Source organism: Bacillus sp. OV166 (assembly GCF_900177675.1).
Classification (GTDB): Bacteria; Bacillota; Bacilli; order Bacillales; family Cytobacillaceae; genus Neobacillus.
In genome coordinates, this window is record NZ_FXWM01000001.1 from 5,708,686 (window position 1) to 5,725,725 (window position 17,040).

A 17,040-nucleotide genomic window follows, 5' to 3' on the forward strand; every position below is an offset into this window, starting at 1 on the left:
TTAAAGCAGCGAGCTTTTCAGAATCACCTCCTTAAATTACAAGGCGATTAATAGAAAACTGATACTCTCTGATTAATTGTGTCTGTCACGAACAAAGTATCTCTATCATCGATAAACAGACCATTTGGAAGATAAAGTTTGTCATTATCAGTTCCCATTCCACCTAATTCAAATACTTGATTTCCATCTTTATCAAAAGCATAAATATTATGTGAGAGATTGTTTACCACATAAACATTACCTTTTGAATCGACCCCTACTCCTCTAGGATTAAGAAGAGTTGGATCGCCTTTCCCATCTTTTGAACCATTAATAATTTTGATGAATTTACCGTCTTTATTGAAAACTTCTACTCTATTATTCCCTGAATCTGTAACATATATCTTATTATCGTTATCTACTGTTACAGCGTTCGGTGCGATGAATTTTCCTTCGTCAGCACCAGGGCCGCCAATTTCCATTAATTTCTTACCATCTAGATTAAATACAAACAATTTGTTTGCTTTAATATCGGTAACGTAGAGCTTCTCATCGAAAATGCGTAGTCCGCCAGGTGATTGAATGGCTTTTTCTTTATTGTTAAAGTATTTTAGGAACTTGCCTTTTGAATCAAAAATAGAAATGTTGCCATTGTACAAGTCAGCCACATAAATGTTGCCATCCTTATCTCCAGCTATTCCATATGGGAATTTAAATTCACCTTCTTTTGTACCTTCTTTTCCAAATTTAAAAACGGAAGTGCCAGATTGGTCGAATACTTGAACTTGTTTGTTATTTGTATCACTTACATAAACGAATTCCCCAATTTTTGTTACATCCATTGGTTTGTTAAGAGGTTTGTTAAACTCCCCGTATAATGAATTCGTATACACTGGCGGTCCGCTTGGATCCACTTTTGCAACAATCGGTTTTATTGTCGATTCTAAATTTAAGAAATAGATGGCTGCAAAAAAGGCAACGGAAAGTGCGACAATGCTACTCATCAATATATAAACAGTTCTTTTTTTCAATGGTGGTCAGCTCCTTCTATTTGTTGTCTTTGTCCTTTGCAGCGATTCTCTCCAAGCCTTCAGATGCAGGTTTATATAGCGGGTCATAGTTTAAAGCCTCTTTGAAGAATTTCTCTGCTTCTTTTTTGTTTCCTTGATCTTCTTCCACTCGGCCAATTTCGGTAATGATATCTGTGTTTGTTGGCATTAACTTAAGGGCTTCTTTTAGAGATTTTGTAGCCTCGTCATACATTTTCAAATCACGATATACCATCCCCGACAATAAATGAGCTTTAAAATTACGAGGTCCCAACTCAACCGCTTTTTGTGCCTGCTTTAAAGCATCGTTGTATCTTTCTTCATCAATATAGACAAGACCAAGGTTGAAATAGGCACCAAAGTATTTACTATCGAGGTCTGTCGCCACTTTCATCTGCTTAATTGCATTACTGTTATCACCTTTTACAAAATAGGTGTAACCTAAATTTACTCGGTGCTCAGGATTATTCGGTTCTGCATCTACTAATCCTTTATAATAATCGAGTTGCTCCTCGATCCTTTCTTTACCTGCGTTAGACCATAAAAATTTATCGCTTATATAATAGCCTCCACCTACACTTACTAGTAAAGTAGCGATAAGAAGCAGTATAGCTTGTAATTTAGTAAAATACTTTTTCTTCTCCTTCTTCAAGTTCGTTCTTTCATTCTTTTCCGGTTCTGGATTGATCGGCAGCTCTCTAGCTTCCATTAATATCCACCTCGAATTTCATTTGTATTTTCTGAATAACCTCTGATAGACTTGTTCGAAATGTGAAGAACCCTATATAGCTCCAAATCAAAGGTATTTATAAAATATTACATACTTACTTATGACACTTTTCACAACTCACTTTAGCATGGCAGGTGTAGCATTTCGCTGAAGGCTTCGTAACTCCTTCTAACGAAATCGGATGAGTTTCCTTCCAACTTGTCTTTTGACTATGTTTGCTTGGATGACAAGAAGAGCAAGTTACTTGATTTCTACTAGATGCGCTCGACTTTTTCACCTCATGACAGGCTTGACATGAAGCTTGATTTTTGTTTGCAATTGCACCGTGATTGTTGTAGAAATTACTGTCATGGCTTGTCGGGCGTTTGTTATGGCAGTCCGCGCAAAAAGTATTCTCTTTTGCGTAGTTGTAATGGTTCTTTTGTTTTGCCTGGACTTGATCATTATTAAGGAAACTCTCTATTACTGATAGATCATCATAACCAACTAAAGGTTCTTTTGACATGTCACTATGACACTGGTTACACTTCTTTAAATTCTCTGCAGCTTGCTTACCATGTGTTTTGGTTTTAAAATCCGCTTTTTTATGGCTTTTTGGAACCATCCCCGTTGTATGACACGCTGAACATTCGGTTGTTACTTTCCGAGCCTTATGACAATCAATACATGTGTCCATATCTGGACGGGTGAATTTAAAATCCCCCATTGCTGATGTGCCAGTTTTACTATCCCATTTTTCGTAATCGTTTTGAAAAGTCATTTTTCGGTCGGCAATTTTGCCATGAGCAATACCGTTATGACATTGAATACATTCAATATCTTTGTTTTTATGTTTATCATGGGGGATGATAATGTCCCCAGATGCAGTAACTTCACGTTTTGAAACATCATGACAGGACTCACACGCACTATCAGGTATTTCCTTTGGCATTCGAATAGGAGCTGTATAAGTTTGTGTTGCTTTCTTATACAACTGCATAAGTCCGTTTGCCTTCGCTTTAGCATATTCTTCGGTACCTGAGCCTATATGACACTTAACGCATTCCACTTCGCTATGTGTGGACGCCTTCCACGTATAAAACTCCGGCTTCATCTCGTGGCATGAGGAGCAGAAACTCGAACTTGAGGTAGTTTCTACTCCTATTAGTCCCAATGAGAAAAAGACGACAATAAATAGCAGTGCTACTGTTAAATATTTATATACTTTGTAGCGAGTCCGTGGAGGGGAGGTCTGATCTTTGTATTCTTCATCCATTGTTTTCCCTCCTCTTGAACATTTTCCTCTTATTTCTTATCATCTTTAAAGCCAGTTCTGTGACAGTATTGGCAATAAACATCTGTAGGTGCTTTGGCTTCGGTTGTTTCAGCTTTTGGTTTTTCACGATCATGGCAGACGAAACATTCTGCTTTCATATCATTTGTTTTTGCTTTGGATGCATGGGAAGTCAACCAATGATCGCTATCGCCATGACTTTCTGGACGATCAGAATGACAGGCACTACAGAATTTATTAGTACGTGCTTGTTCTTTTGCAAGTGTCACGTTTGGTGTGTACTTAACTTTTTGATTGCCCATTTTAAGTATTGAGACGATGTCTTCTTTCGGTATTTCCCTTGCCCATTTTGAATCTTGGTGACAATTCACACACTTATCTAGCTGTTGAACAGCAGTGATGCCGTGATTATTGCCCCAATCAACATTTTTATGTGTTTTAGGAATGTCAGTTTGCTTGTGACATGTTGCACATTCCATTGAAATCTTAACATCTGTCTTTTGCTTACCAATTGCTTGTAGAATGATATCTTGAGTCTTTTTATCGTGTGCTGCAGCTACTTCTTTAGTATTTTCGCCTTCTGTTGTTGACTCTGTTGCTCTCTCTTTCGTTGCTTCTTTATCTTTTTCTTCGAGTTTTTTCTCAACTTCTTCCGGATTCACTGGAACATTATAAGCAGCATCTTTCCAAGGCTTTTCGCCATTATTTACTTTGTCATGACAGTCAATACATGTTCCCATGTTAGGTCTTAGATATTTCTTTTCCATCAATTTTTCGGCAGATTCCTTTGTCCATTCGCCGCGAACTTCTTCCACGTTGATGCCGCGAGTTGCCATCTTAGCGTGAACAACACCAGCGTGACAGGTAATACAAGGGATATCTTTTTCGATATGGCCTTTATGGTTAACTTTTAAGTCACCAGAGGCTGTTACAAGACGATTTTTCGAGTGACATTGTAAACAGTTTTCGTTTGAAACAGCTTCTTCTTCGGTTTGAACAATTTGTTCAGGTACACCTGTTACATGGTAATAAACTTCTTTTACCGATTTCATTTTGTGGGTAATCATGTTGGTGAAACCTGGCTTGATATGACACTGTACACAAGATATCTGATTGTGGGCACTGGCAGTAAACGTTGAATATTCTGGTGCCATTTCGTGACAGCTCGCACAGAATGTCGGCGAGTTTGTCATGGTAAGGACCCCGTATCCTCCACCAAAAACAACGATACAGCCCACAAGGGAAACAAACAGTAATTTCCACCTGTTCACTGGATTCTTCCAGTCAATCCCTCGAAACTTTCGCCATAATCCGCGAATCAGGCCAGCTTTTTTTCTATCTTCTCTACTTTCGGGATCTTTATCTTTATTTTTTTTCCCCCAAATGGCCACTTAACTCACCCTTCCCATTTTGGATTCTTTCTCTATATATTTTCCATATTAACCGCTCTAAAGGTAGTATCTAACATTGTAAGAGTATATTCCAATGTACAATTTGTGAATAATTATTCAATGAAATCAAGCGGTAAATTTATACCAATAACACCATTTGAACGTTGTTATCAAAGGGTTACATTAACACTACATACGTATTGTTTAATCTGTACAACGATGTGTTTTTATGCAATTTTTATGTCGTTTATACAAAAATACTTAAGCATTTAAAGATAGCCTATCTGGTTGAAATGTATTCTCAACAGTTGCCATTAGTCTGTCATATTTGACGATAAATCGAACATAACAAAAGGCCAGCTTAGAAGTTTGACATTAGTTGATTAATTATAGTAGATTGTACGAATCTTGCTTCCCTCTTACATTGTTGTCACTGTATTGAGGAAGTGGTAAGATTAAAAGGGAAATTATCGAATATTTTTGACTAGGATTTTTTAAAAAAGAGTGTATTAGTCTCGATATAAAGGAGCGTTCATCATATGATGGGGATTTTAAATAAAGTATTTGATCTGAACAAGCGTGAGCTGAAGCGGTTAGACAAGCTTGCAACGAAAATTGACGCATTGGCGACGGAAACAGAAAGACTGACAGATGACCAGCTGCGGGAAAAAACAGAGGAGTTCAAGGCCCGCTATCAAAACGGGGAAACACTCGATGATTTGCTCGTTGAAGCGTTTGCCGTTGTCCGTGAAGGCGCCCGCCGTGTACTTGGTTTATATCCGTATCATGTTCAGTTAATGGGGGGTATTTCTCTCCACGAAGGGAACATTTCCGAGATGAAGACTGGTGAAGGTAAAACGTTAACCGCGACCATGCCCGTTTATTTGAATGCTCTTTCTGGTAAAGGTGTTCATGTGGTTACGGTCAATGAATACTTAGCAAGCCGTGACGCCGATGAAATGGGTGAATTGTATCAATTTTTAGGCTTAACGGTCGGCTTAAATTTAAATAGTATGGATAAGGATGAAAAACAGGCAGCCTATGCCGCGGATATTACATATGGAACAAATAATGAATTTGGTTTCGATTATTTGCGTGATAACATGGTCCTATATAAGGAACAAAAAGTACAACGCCCGCTTTTTTATGGAGTGATTGACGAAGTTGACTCGATCTTAATTGACGAAGCCCGTACCCCATTAATTATTTCAGGTTCAGCTGCAAAGTCCGCTGTCCTTTATATTCAAGCCAATGCCTTTGTCCGTATGCTTAAAAGGGATACAGATTATACGTATGATGAAAAGACAAAGGGCGTTATGCTGACGGAAGAAGGGATTAGCAAGGCCGAGAAAGCCTTTGGGATTGAAAACCTCTTTGACATGGCGCACGTTACCTTAAACCATCATATTAACCAGGCTTTAAAAGCGAATGCCAGCATGCACCTTGATGTGGACTATGTCGTTCAAGATGGCGAAATTGTCATCGTTGACCAGTTCACCGGTCGATTGATGAAAGGCCGCCGTTATAGCGAAGGCTTACACCAGGCTATTGAGGCAAAAGAAGGTCTCGAAGTCCAAAACGAAAGCATGACGATGGCAACGATTACGTTTCAAAACTACTTCCGGATGTATGAAAAATTGGCCGGTATGACAGGTACCGCGAAGACGGAAGAGGAAGAATTCCGTAACATTTATAATATGAATGTTATCGTCATCCCTACTAACAGACCAATTGCCCGTGATGACAGACCTGATTTAATTTACTCTTCAATTGGTGGTAAATTTAGAGCAGTAGTAGAAGATATTGCTGAGCGCAATAAACAGGGTCAGCCTGTCCTCGTTGGTACAGTAGCTATCGAAACTTCTGAGCTTATTTCCGAGCTTTTATTGAAAAAGGGAATTCGCCACAATGTCTTGAACGCGAAAAACCATGAGCGTGAAGCTGAAATCATTGCTGAAGCAGGTCATCGAGGCGCAGTAACAATTGCGACCAACATGGCCGGTCGTGGTACGGATATTAAGCTGGGCGAAGGGGTAATTGAGCTAGGCGGGCTTGCTGTCATTGGGACGGAACGTCATGAAAGCCGACGGATCGATAACCAGCTTCGCGGACGTTCTGGACGTCAAGGGGACCCTGGTATTACTCAGTTCTACTTATCGATGGAAGATGAACTGATGCGCCGTTTCGGTTCTGATAATATGAAATCCATGATGGAACGCCTTGGCATGGATGATTCTCAGCCTATCCAAAGTAAAATGGTATCTAGAGCTGTGGAATCTGCGCAAAAACGCGTCGAGGGTAACAACTTTGATGCCCGTAAACAGCTCTTGCAATATGATGATGTTCTTCGCCAACAGCGTGAGATCATTTACACCCAGCGTGATGAAGTATTAGAATCTGAAAACCTTCGTGACATTGTTCAGAAGATGATTGTGAACTCCATTGAGCGGAATGTAGATGCCCATGCATCTCGTCATGAGGATGAAGAAGAATGGAATCTTCAGGCCATTGTCGATTATGTAAATGCTACTCTACTACATGAAGGTGACATCGCGGCCGATGACCTTAAGGGGAAAGACCCAGAGGAAATCCGCGATACGATTTTTGCAAAAGTGAAGGAACGTTACGAGGAGAAAGAAGAACTTCTCTTCCCTGAACAAATGCGCGAATTCGAAAAGGTGGTTACGCTGCGTGCGGTTGACTCCAAGTGGATAGATCACATTGATGCGATGGACCAACTCCGTCAAGGAATCCATTTACGTGCATACGGACAAATCGATCCGCTTCGTGAATATCAGCATGAAGGCTTTGCAATGTTCGAGACGATGATCCATTCGATCGAAGACGAAGCAGCGATGTATATCATGAAAGCGGAGATCCGCAACAACCTTGAGCGCCAAGAAGTAGCAAAAGGCCAAGCGGTTCATCCAAAAGAAGACGGCGAACCGGTTAAGCAAAAGCCGAAAGTGAAGCAAATTGATGTGGGCCGTAATGATCCATGTATTTGTGGAAGCGGCAAGAAATATAAGAACTGCTGCGGGGCAGGGAAATAACGTTAATTTGTAATAGCTTTGATGGCTCAAATTTCGAAGTTATAAATTAGTGAGGGCCAGCGATCGTAATCGCTGGCTCATTTTTGTTGTTTTGGGGATGGATTATGTGGATATGTTGATAAGTGATGGGGATTTGTTGATATCTTCTGAAAATTCGTAGAAATAATGCATAGTTTTGTAGATATGTGCCTGGTTTTTGTAGATATCCACAAGGGGATATCTTTTTTATATGTTTATATAGAGAAGGTAGCTTGATTTTGTGTGATTTCTCTTCTATGTGACCTATTTATCTATTCTTTACTCTTTTCAGGAACGTAGACCCTCTCTACGTTACCCGTTTCTCTGTTCTTTACTCTTTTCGGGAACGTAGACACCTTCTACGTGACCCAATCCTCTGTTCTTTACTCTTTTCGGGAACGTAGACACCTTTTACGTGACCCAATCCTCTGTTCCTTACTCTTTTCGGGAACGTAGTCCCTATCCGAGCTCAAAAAAACGCTGCCCCGTTAAGGAGCAGCGTTCGCTTTTCACTTATTTACTTATTGTGCTTCGATTAAACCGTAGCGGCCGTCTCTTCGCTTATAAACAACATTGGTACGATGTGTGTCTGCATTTGTGAATACATAGAAGCTATGACCTAGCATGTTCATTTGCAGGATGGCTTCTTCACTGTCCATTGGTTTTAGGTCGAAGCGTTTTGTACGAACTAGTTCTAATTCGTCTTCGTCTAATTCATGAACTTCTGTGTTTTCAGTAGTTGCAAATGTAACAGGAAAGTCGCCTTTTTCACGGAATTTACGGTTAACCTTTGTTTTGTGTTTACGAATTTGGCGCTCTAATTTGTCAGTAATCAAGTCAATCCCAGCATACATGTCAACATTTGTTTCTTCAGCACGAAGGACTAGTTGCGGTAGTGGGATGGTCACCTCTACTTTAGAAGTTTTATCTTGATTGAATCTTAGATTCACATTTACCTTTGCATCAGGTGCTTCAGTAAAATAGCGTTCCAATTTAGCGATTTTCTTTTCAACATACTCTCTAATTGCTGGAGTTACCTCAATGTTTTCACCACGAACGTTATATTTCATTTGTGGATTCCTCCTTTAGTTAAGGCTATGTAATAACATTTCTATTTTACCCTATGATTATCCTGCTAAATCAGAACAAAAATTTTGTCGATTTATTGACAAAATCAAAGGGAATTTAGTGACAATGTTTTGTACGCCTTTGACACAGATAGGTAATATTTACTAAAATGAATGTTTGTTCAAATTTATTGTAATCTTTAGTGGGACAACTTTCCAGCGAATTGCTCAAAGAATAGGTTAAATGGATGTTTTAGCGAAATGGAGTATTTCGAGAATGGAGCAAGAGGATAGAAAATTACTGGCCTGGCATGAGACGTTGGAATTGCACGAAATGGTTGCTTTTCAATCCGTGGGGCAAATGAAACTGAAAATGTCGATGAAGAAAATAACTGACACTGAGTTAAAGGAACTTTATAAAAAGTGTATTCATGATCTTGAAGGGAACCTGAGAGCTTTACTTAAGTTTTATCCATCTGCTGCGGGCCATCAAGCGAGGGATGAGGAAGATGTGCGAGAGGATGCAGGATTTTTTGCCGGTGATATTCTGGGCCTTTCAAAAGCTTTGGTGAGGAATCTTTCCGTGGCGATTACGGAAACGGCGACACCTGCTTTACGAAAGACATTTACAGATCAGCTGCTCGTTGCTATTCACGGCCATGAGCATATTTTTAAATATATGCACAAGCATGGCTACCATCCTGCTTATGATTTGGGTCTGTTGCTTGGTCATGACATTGAAAATGCACAAAAGGCGTAAAAGATGGGGTTTTAATGTTTTAGGGGCGGGCGGGTCCCTTGACTGGGGTCCCCGCCTTAACTCCATGCCTGGTAGCGCACCGATTGGGAGAAGCGCATGTAAGCTAACGAGCAAGTGTCAGCGATTGAATGCTCGTAGCACCGGCTATTTTTAAAAGTTTTGCTGCATGCCGTAGTGTTGAGCCAGTTGTATAGATATCATCAATCAGGATGACCTTTTTTCCTGCAAAGTCAACATTAGGGTTGACCTGAAAGACTTGTGAGAGATGAATCCGCTCGGACCTAGATTTTTTGGATTGCTTTTCTGAATGGATTCGGCTGAGCACATTTTCGGGGTGATAGCCTGCTTCTGCTAGGATGGCGGCTGCCTGGTTAAACCCCCGCTCATATAGCCGCTCTTCACTTAAGGGAATAGGTATAAATAGGTCGGGAGCGATCTCGGTCAACTTCTGCCTGAGCAATTCCGAAAAGATTCTCGCCAGTACATAATCACCGCGAAATTTAAACTTTGCGATCACTTCTTTTAAAAAATCATTGTAGAGGAACAGGGAATGGTTTTTCTCAAGGTATCCCTGCCATTCGGGATCTTCCTCCCATCGGAAACAATCATGGCACAAATCACCTCTACGAAATTTCATCTCTATGTTGCCAAATGGCCTGCTGCAGATTCGGCATTGCTCGCCTTCAATTTTTTCTAACTTCCCTTCACAGACTGGGCAAATAAGCTGTTCTTTATCAACTGAGAAAATGGCTCTCCAGCCGATGCTTGGCAGGATTACTTCGTGGCAGTTTAAACAATGGTTTTGGAGGAATATATTCATTTTTATAGCTCCTCTCTATATTAAATATCGAGCAAGCCCCTTTTAAAACCTTCCCGGTTCATCGAGACGATCTGCTTTCTTGCCTTTAACATCTCTTCCGTTTTTCCATAATGAAAATAGGTCACCACCCCATCAGGATGATCCTTACTCCTCCCCGCTCTTCCAGCAATTTGGACGAGGGCACTTTCTGAAAAAATAGTGTCTTCGGCCCCAACTACGGCTACATCAATGTTGGGAAAAGTTACTCCTCGCTCAAGAATAGTTGTCGTTAACAGCAAAGTAATTCCTTTGGATCGCATTTTTTGCACTTTTTCTTTACGATCAGGGTCTTCTGCATGGACAGCTTCTATAGTTGAATCAAATTGGCGCAGGATGGGGAGGGCTTTTTCCATCAAAGGGATATGCGGAAAGAAGACTAAGGCTTGTTTATTTGCTTGAATCCGGGTCGAAATCCAGCGGAGGACATTCGGTGGCAATTTATTTTTCTGCAACTGCTTTTGCCAATTGCCACACCATACAAAGTCGGGGACCGGGAGCGGATGGTGATGGAAACGAGCGGGGATGGTAGTATAGGCTCGATTTCCTGTGCGGCATTCCCTTTGCCATTTTGCATTGGGCGTGGCTGTCAGGTAAATCATGGCCGATGACCGATTTCGCGCCTGGATGGCGGCGTGCTGGAGGGATTCCTCTACAGTATAGGGAAAGGCATCGACTTCGTCTAAAATGATCGCATCAAAGGCATGGTAGAAGCGGAGCAGCTGGTGGGTGGTCGCAATCGTAAGCGGAGCATAGAGATGACGGTCCTCGCTTCCGCCGTAAAGAGAAGCAACTTTTATTTCCGGGAAGGCGGCTTTTAGTCTAGGAGTGAGCTCTAAGACGACATCCGTTCGCGGTGTGGCAATGCAGATTCTTTTTTTAGCAGCAAGTGCGGCTTCAATTCCAGCGAATAGGACCTCAGTTTTCCCTGCCCCGCAAACGGCCCAAACTAAATGCTCCTGATTTTGTTGAATCGCCACAATTACATGCTCTGATGCTTCTTGCTGTCCTTGTGAGAGTGTCCCTTGCCAATGTTTAATTTTTGCAGGGAGATGGGTGTCAGGCACCGGGCCATTCCAGCCAATGAGCGGCGTGCATTCGCTAATTCTTCCCATCATGATGCAATGGCGGCAATAGAGACAGGTTTCGCCACATCGTGAGCATGGGTAAGATGCAAAATGCTGTGGGTCCTTATTTCCGCACCGGGAGCATATGGGCTTTTTTCCGTTGTACTCGATTCCTTTACGGTAGGTGACATAGCCATTTTCGTAATGTGCTTGCACTTCTTCGAAAGGAATTGGGAAATCTTCTAGGAGGTGTTGTTTGCCTATGAGAAGCTGCTGAAGATCAGGATTGTATTGGAAGTTTGGATTTAGCTGCGGCTGCGGGATGATGGCGATGTGTGTGATTGGGAGTGAGTCTACGGCTGTGTTGCTTGGAATTAAGACGTTGTTTTTTATGACAAAACGCATGGGAACACCTCCTCTGGATTCAGATAATAGAGACGATCTTTTGTTTTACCTGTTGTTTGCAGGATTAATCTATGCACAGCTTTTTGAGTGGTATCACGGGTTGGGAGATGTAGAAAGTTTCTCAATTCTAGATTGGTCACCCCTTTTTCTTTTTTAAAAAATTTCTGCTAAAAAGAAGATATTCCTGCTTATTTGTCGAAGATTCTTATATTTTTTGTGGATATGTGACGGTCTGGTGTCTTTATATAGTTGCTAGGGGATTCACAACCTTTTCCACCGATTCCCCTGATGATTCCGCCAAACCCCTAATTTCCCACCAACCCCTTAAAATTAAAAACCATTCCGGCCGAAAGGACGGAATGGTAACTCGCTTACTTTTCTAATTTTTTCATCCAGCCTAGGCCCATGGATCCTTCGCCGAGGTGGGTACCGATCACTGCACCGAAGTAGCCTATCGAGAATTCAACGTTTGGATACCTGGCAGCCAGTTCATCGCGCCACTCCTTGGCGTCTTCTTCGCGATTGGCATGAATAATGACGGCTTGATATTCGCTGCCACCTGACACATCCTCACTTAGCAAATCGACCATTCGATTCATTGCTTTTTTCCGGGTGCGGATCTTTTCAAACGGAACAATCACCTTGTTGTCAAAATGAAGCAGTGGTTTGACCTGGAGGAGGCTCCCGATAAAGGCCTGTGCACTTGAAAGGCGGCCGCCTCGCTGTAGGTGCTGTAAATCGTCTACCATGAAATAGGCACGAGCCGTTTTTTTCAATTCTTCTAAGCGGTCCATAATGGAAGCAGCGTCCTCGCCTCGGGATGCCAGCTTTGCTGCCTCGATCGCGTAAAAGCCTTGAACCATGCAGCTGATTTCTGAATCAAATGGGTAAACGGCAAAGCCTTCGACCATGGTACTCGCAGCGTTAGCCCCTTGGAAAGTGCCGCTGATCCCACTTGATAGGTGAACACAGATGACGGCATCATAATCCTTTGAAAGGTTTTCAAATAGCTCGACAAATTGGCCAATTGGCGGCTGAGAGGTAGTCTGCAGCGCTTTTGTCTTCATTTCATCGTAAAACTGACTCCAAGATATATCAATTTCTTCCTGGTAAACCTCGTTACCGAAGATGACATGTAACGGGATCATATGTATATTCCATTTATCTCGTACATCCTTTGGGATATACGCAGTACTATCCGTGACAACGGCTGTCTTCATAAAAAAATACCATCCTTATCTATATAACCACTATATTGATTTTACTATTTTATATGAAATAGAGCTAAATTGCATTACATCGCAAAAAACAAAAAGAGCATACCGTGAAGTATGCCCTTTACTATTCTATTAAAATCTTACTTTACTTCTACCCAGCCATTTTTAATCGCAACAACCACTGCTTGGGTACGGTCGTTGACATTCATTTTTTGTAAAATGTTTGACACATGGTTTTTGACTGTTTTTTCACTGATGAATAAAGCTTCGCCGATACCACGGTTGCTTTTTCCATCGGCAAGCATTTGGAGTACTTCGCACTCACGTCGTGTCAATAAATGCAATGGACGGCGAATTTCCATTGTTGGCATATAGCCTCCGCCGCCACGGGCCACACCCGCAGCAAGTTTGCGATATTCGTTCACCAAATTATGGGTGACCTTTGGATGTAGATAGGAACCGCCATCCGCCACAACACGCACTGCTTCAATCAGGGCATCGGCATCCATTTCTTTTAATAGATATCCTTGTGCACCCGTCTGTAAAGCATGGGTCACATAGTTTTCATCATCATGTATGGATAAGATAATAATCTTCGTTTTCGGATATTTTTCAACCAACTCACGAGTTGCTTCGATTCCGTTCTTTTGCGGCATGTTAATATCCATGATGACAACGTCGGGTTGGAATTCTTCTACTAATCTTAGTGCTTCACAGCCATCATCGCCTTCAGCAACAACTTGGAACGATTTTTCAAACTCTAGTATTCTCTTAACGCCTTCTCTAAATAGTTGGTGATCGTCTATAATGACAATTTTTGTAATCAATTGTTACGCCCCCTAATCCTTCTAATTTCGAAATTTTTCTCCATTGGCGGTAGGTTCATTAGTTCATTAGTTCTTTAGTTAATTAGTGGAACTCGAATGAGTACTGCGGTTCCCTTGCCTATTTTTGAATCAAAGGTAATTTCGCCTTCAAGCAGGTCGACACGCTCGCGCATCCCTATCATGCCAAATGACTCAGGTTTCTTTTGCGTGATATCAAAACCGCCCCCATTGTCCTTGATCAAGACGGTAACTGAGGCATTGGTTATTTCTAATCGGACTTTGATTTCACAGGCATTTGCATGCTTCAGTGCATTTTGCACCGATTCTTGGATCATCCGGAAGAGTGCGACTTCATACTTAGTAGGAAGCCGGCGTTCTAGGCCTATATTCACAAACTCGATTTTTGAGTGGTTATGATATTCTTCGATAGTTTGTAAGTATTTTCTGAGGGTAGGGACAAGACCTAAATCATCCAATGCCATCGGACGAAGGTCATAAATAATTCGCCGGACCTCATAAAGTGCCGATCGGACCATTTTTTTAAAACTATTGACCTCAGAAAAAGCCTCATCCGCGCCCTTTTCCCTATAAACACGTTCGATTAAGTCGGAGCGCATGATGACATTGGCAAGCATTTGGGCGGGACCATCGTGAATCTCCCTTGAAAGCCGCTTGCGTTCCTCTTCCTGTGCTTCAATTATCTTTAAGCCAAAATCTTGTTTGGCCTTCGCATGTTCTAGGACTTTACCAACCTGTTTTAAATCACTCGTCAAGTAATTCATCACGACGGAAATTTGCGAAATAAGCTGGTCGGCACGATCAATCGTTTCCTCTAATCCAACCAGACGATTTTCGAGATCTGCCCGTTTATCCAAAAGCTGCTTTTTGTACTGCCAATTAATCGAAAGATCCATTTGCAGTTGATGAGCCTTTTCGTAGGCATCTCGGACCTCTTCTTCAGAGTAATTTTTAAAATTCATACTGACTTCTGACAGCATACTCCGCGCCTCGAGGACTTGCTTCTCGAGCTTCTCGCCTTCATTTATGAGATTGCTCATCATTTGCTTGATATTGTCTAATTCATTGATCATATTTTCGTAATCTTGACGGCATTGCTCGCCTATCTGGAAGATGTCGGTTTTGCTGCAAGTAACAGTTTCAATCATTTCTTCACGAATTTCATCAATCGATTTCATATTAATCTGCTTAAGTTTCATACACATTCCTCCGATAAGAAAGCAATAAGCGCCTGTACGCTAAGCTAACAATAATCTAATTTCAGTGAATGATATTTTATTATCTTTGGATTTCAAAAATTCATCAAACTACCTTTTAACATATTTTACCTTTAATTTTATCAATATGCGAATATGAACTTAAGTTGTATCCTTAATTTCAGTAAAAAAGTAGTATAATGGTTGTATCTCTTTTTGTCTATAAAAATAGGTTTTCACTACTTTTATCTTTTTTATTATAACACGGAAACTTTACTGCCATATTAAAGTTATATTACACCCTGATGAAATTAAGGAAGGAGTGCGCAATATGTTGCCTCGTTACCATACAGTAAAACAAACTGGTGAACATGAAATTATTATTCAAAAATCAAGATTTATTGCCCACATCAAAAGAACTGAATCCGAAGCGGAAGCCCAAGAATTCATTCAAACATTGAAGAAAAAATATTGGGATGCCACGCATAACTGTTCAGCCTATCTTATTGGCGAGCACGATCAAATTCAGAAAGCCAATGATGACGGCGAACCAAGTGGTACAGCCGGCGTTCCAATCCTAGAAGTTTTGAAAAAAAGAAAGCTCAAGGATACAGTGGTGGTCGTTACCCGCTTTTTTGGCGGGATTAAATTAGGCGCAGGCGGTTTAATTCGTGCCTATGGTAAAGCCGCGTCGGAAGGCCTGGATTCGGTTGGGATTGTCGAAAGAAGGCTAATGCGGGTCTGCCATGTTAAAATTGATTATTCTTGGCTTGGCAAGATTGAAAATGAATTGCGATCGTCCATCTATATCCTTAAAAATATCCAGTACCAGGAGAATGTCGAAATTGAAGTATTTGTCGAAGAAGAGAACCAACCGGCTTTCACAGAATGGATGATTGAAATGACAAATGGACAAGCCGATATTACTGCTGGAGATGTTACCTATCTTGAGTCAGATAACTAGGAAATTTCTTTCCTCCCTGCCTATTGAGAATAGTAATACTATTGTAAAGAAAATTTCATTTTACCAATCTCAATAAATATTATAAAATAGAGTAGATTTTCAACAAAAATTGACATTTTTCTATTTAAACTACTAGGAGGCAATCTATGTCTATCAATAGACAGGTGTATAAAAATAATAACAAGGGCAAGGTAAAGAAAAGACTAAGACGAAAACGATTCTTGCTTTGGATCGTAATGCCCATTCTTTTATTAATAATAGGTGCAACAGCTTACGGCGGATTTTTGTATAATAAGGCTGAATCAGTGATGAATAAATCCTACAAGCCAATTGAACGTGATACTAAAGCGAAGGCCAATGTAAAACTTGAAAATACATCGATACTATTTATTGGTGTTGATGATAGTGAAAAGAGAAAATCGAATGGCAGATCTCGTTCAGATGCCTTGATGCTGGCTACTTTTAATAAGAAAGAAAAATCTATTAAGCTATTGAGTATCCCGCGTGATTCATATGTTCACATCCCTGAGAAGGATATTTATACAAAAATTACTCATGCCCATGCTTATGGCGGCGTGAAACTTACGCTTGAAACAGTCGAAGAATTGCTTGATGTACCAGTCGATTATTATGTTAAAATGAATTTTAACGCCTTTATTGACGTTATTAATGCGCTAGATGGTGTGAAAGTAGACGTTCCATTCACATTTTCTGAACAAGATTCCCAGGACCATGCGAAAGCAATAACCTTGAAAAAAGGCGTACAAGAATTAGATGGTGAACAAGCACTTGCGTTTGCACGGACAAGGAAAATGGATAGTGATATTCAAAGAGGACAGCGCCAGCAGCAGATCTTTAAAGCCATCCTCTCAAAAGGATCATCCATAAAGTCTATTTCTAATTACACAGATGTGATGGAAGCTGTTGGAAAGAATATGTCAACAGACTTAACGTTTGACCAAATGAAATCGTTTATTAGCTATATCCAAGCTGGTAGTGGAATCGATGTTGAATCACTATCACTAAAAGGGTCTGATTCATATATTGATCGTGTTTACTATTATCAACTTGATGAAACGGCCTTAGAGGAAACAAAATCAACACTTAAGACACACCTCAACAGAACAAATACAGCAAGTGCAACGAAAGTTGAATAAGAAGCAACCCGGA

The 17,040-nt window shown here is 40.7% G+C and carries 15 protein-coding genes; 5 read left to right on the top strand and 10 right to left on the bottom strand.

The genetic code is table 11. From position 1 onward, the window contains the following. Positions 1-47: 47 nt before the first annotated feature. The 4 genes from CCK98_RS28160 to CCK98_RS28175 form a co-directional block, all read right to left on the bottom strand. A complete protein-coding gene (locus CCK98_RS28160) occupies positions 48-1,010 on the bottom strand; it encodes a 6-bladed beta-propeller (protein ID WP_088089618.1) in 963 nt (320 codons plus the stop codon). Between the two features lie 16 nt (positions 1,011-1,026). Further along, positions 1,027-1,737, bottom strand: coding sequence for a lipopolysaccharide assembly protein LapB (locus CCK98_RS28165; RefSeq protein ID WP_088089619.1), 711 nt, complete (start codon positions 1,735-1,737; stop codon positions 1,027-1,029). A gap of 115 nt (positions 1,738-1,852) precedes the next feature. Continuing rightward, positions 1,853-3,013, bottom strand: coding sequence for a NapC/NirT family cytochrome c (locus tag CCK98_RS28170; protein WP_088089620.1), 1,161 nt, complete (start codon positions 3,011-3,013; stop codon positions 1,853-1,855). A gap of 29 nt (positions 3,014-3,042) precedes the next feature. Next, entirely contained in the window at positions 3,043-4,422 is a 1,380-nt protein-coding gene (locus CCK98_RS28175; RefSeq protein ID WP_088089621.1) for a NapC/NirT family cytochrome c, read from the bottom strand. Positions 4,423-4,961: 539 nt separating this feature from the next. On the opposite strand from CCK98_RS28175, the gene secA reads away from it, so the two are divergent. Further along, complete coding sequence (gene secA, locus CCK98_RS28180) at positions 4,962-7,475, top strand: preprotein translocase subunit SecA (protein ID WP_088089622.1); 2,514 nt, start codon at positions 4,962-4,964, stop codon at positions 7,473-7,475. 539 nt (positions 7,476-8,014) lie between these two features. On the opposite strand, the gene hpf is transcribed toward secA, so the two are convergent. After that, positions 8,015-8,563 (bottom strand): ribosome hibernation-promoting factor, HPF/YfiA family, encoded by a 549-nt coding sequence (hpf, locus tag CCK98_RS28185; RefSeq protein WP_088089623.1) that lies wholly within the window; start codon positions 8,561-8,563, stop codon positions 8,015-8,017. Between the two features lie 274 nt (positions 8,564-8,837). On the opposite strand from hpf, the gene CCK98_RS28190 reads away from it, so the two are divergent. Continuing rightward, positions 8,838-9,320 carry a spore coat protein gene (locus tag CCK98_RS28190; RefSeq protein WP_088089624.1) on the top strand — a complete coding sequence of 161 codons (483 nt, stop codon included), beginning with the start codon at positions 8,838-8,840 and terminating at the stop codon, positions 9,318-9,320. 103 nt (positions 9,321-9,423) lie between these two features. On the opposite strand, the gene CCK98_RS28195 is transcribed toward CCK98_RS28190, so the two are convergent. After that, positions 9,424-10,140 (bottom strand): ComF family protein, encoded by a 717-nt coding sequence (locus CCK98_RS28195; protein ID WP_088089625.1) that lies wholly within the window; start codon positions 10,138-10,140, stop codon positions 9,424-9,426. Between the two features lie 20 nt (positions 10,141-10,160). Beyond that, a complete protein-coding gene (locus CCK98_RS28200; protein WP_088089626.1) occupies positions 10,161-11,648 on the bottom strand; it encodes a DEAD/DEAH box helicase in 1,488 nt (495 codons plus the stop codon). Between CCK98_RS28200 and CCK98_RS35675 the strand changes: the two genes are divergently transcribed. After that, entirely contained in the window at positions 11,530-11,805 is a 276-nt protein-coding gene (locus CCK98_RS35675; RefSeq protein ID WP_179195677.1) for a hypothetical protein, read from the top strand. The two genes, CCK98_RS28200 and CCK98_RS35675, sit on opposite strands and share 119 nt — an antisense overlap. A 214-nt stretch (positions 11,806-12,019) precedes the next feature. On the opposite strand, the gene CCK98_RS28205 is transcribed toward CCK98_RS35675, so the two are convergent. From CCK98_RS28205 to CCK98_RS28215, 3 genes are all read right to left on the bottom strand, one after another. Further along, positions 12,020-12,868: a DegV family protein gene (locus tag CCK98_RS28205; protein WP_088089627.1), complete on the bottom strand. Its 849-nt coding sequence runs from the start codon at positions 12,866-12,868 to the stop codon at positions 12,020-12,022. 137 nt (positions 12,869-13,005) lie between these two features. Continuing rightward, on the bottom strand, positions 13,006-13,689 hold the full coding sequence (locus tag CCK98_RS28210) for a response regulator transcription factor (RefSeq protein ID WP_179196042.1): 684 nt from the start codon (positions 13,687-13,689) through the stop codon (positions 13,006-13,008). Between the two features lie 77 nt (positions 13,690-13,766). Beyond that, the gene (locus CCK98_RS28215; protein ID WP_088089629.1) at positions 13,767-14,909 is read right to left on the bottom strand and encodes a sensor histidine kinase; all 1,143 of its coding nucleotides are present in this window, start codon (positions 14,907-14,909) and stop codon (positions 13,767-13,769) included. Positions 14,910-15,237: 328 nt separating this feature from the next. Between CCK98_RS28215 and CCK98_RS28220 the strand changes: the two genes are divergently transcribed. After that, positions 15,238-15,870, top strand: a complete 633-nt coding sequence (locus tag CCK98_RS28220) for a YigZ family protein (protein ID WP_088089630.1) — start codon at positions 15,238-15,240, stop codon at positions 15,868-15,870. 146 nt (positions 15,871-16,016) lie between these two features. Next, the gene (locus tag CCK98_RS28225; RefSeq protein ID WP_088089631.1) at positions 16,017-17,027 is read left to right on the top strand and encodes an LCP family protein; all 1,011 of its coding nucleotides are present in this window, start codon (positions 16,017-16,019) and stop codon (positions 17,025-17,027) included. Positions 17,028-17,040: the final 13 nt, after the last annotated feature.

Coding starts and splice junctions, on each gene's coding strand:
- CCK98_RS28195 (WP_088089625.1), bottom strand. CDS start 10,140: ATGAATATATTCCTCCAAAACCATTGTTTAAACTGCCACGAAGTAATC.
- hpf (WP_088089623.1), bottom strand. CDS start 8,563: ATGAAATATAACGTTCGTGGTGAAAACATTGAGGTAACTCCAGCAATT.
- CCK98_RS28190 (WP_088089624.1), top strand. CDS start 8,838: ATGGAGCAAGAGGATAGAAAATTACTGGCCTGGCATGAGACGTTGGAA.
- secA (WP_088089622.1), top strand. CDS start 4,962: ATGATGGGGATTTTAAATAAAGTATTTGATCTGAACAAGCGTGAGCTG.
- CCK98_RS28200 (WP_088089626.1), bottom strand. CDS start 11,648: ATGCGTTTTGTCATAAAAAACAACGTCTTAATTCCAAGCAACACAGCC.
- CCK98_RS28220 (WP_088089630.1), top strand. CDS start 15,238: ATGTTGCCTCGTTACCATACAGTAAAACAAACTGGTGAACATGAAATT.
- CCK98_RS28165 (WP_088089619.1), bottom strand. CDS start 1,737: ATGGAAGCTAGAGAGCTGCCGATCAATCCAGAACCGGAAAAGAATGAA.
- CCK98_RS28225 (WP_088089631.1), top strand. CDS start 16,017: ATGTCTATCAATAGACAGGTGTATAAAAATAATAACAAGGGCAAGGTA.
- CCK98_RS28170 (WP_088089620.1), bottom strand. CDS start 3,013: ATGGATGAAGAATACAAAGATCAGACCTCCCCTCCACGGACTCGCTAC.
- CCK98_RS28215 (WP_088089629.1), bottom strand. CDS start 14,909: ATGAAACTTAAGCAGATTAATATGAAATCGATTGATGAAATTCGTGAA.
- CCK98_RS28205 (WP_088089627.1), bottom strand. CDS start 12,868: ATGAAGACAGCCGTTGTCACGGATAGTACTGCGTATATCCCAAAGGAT.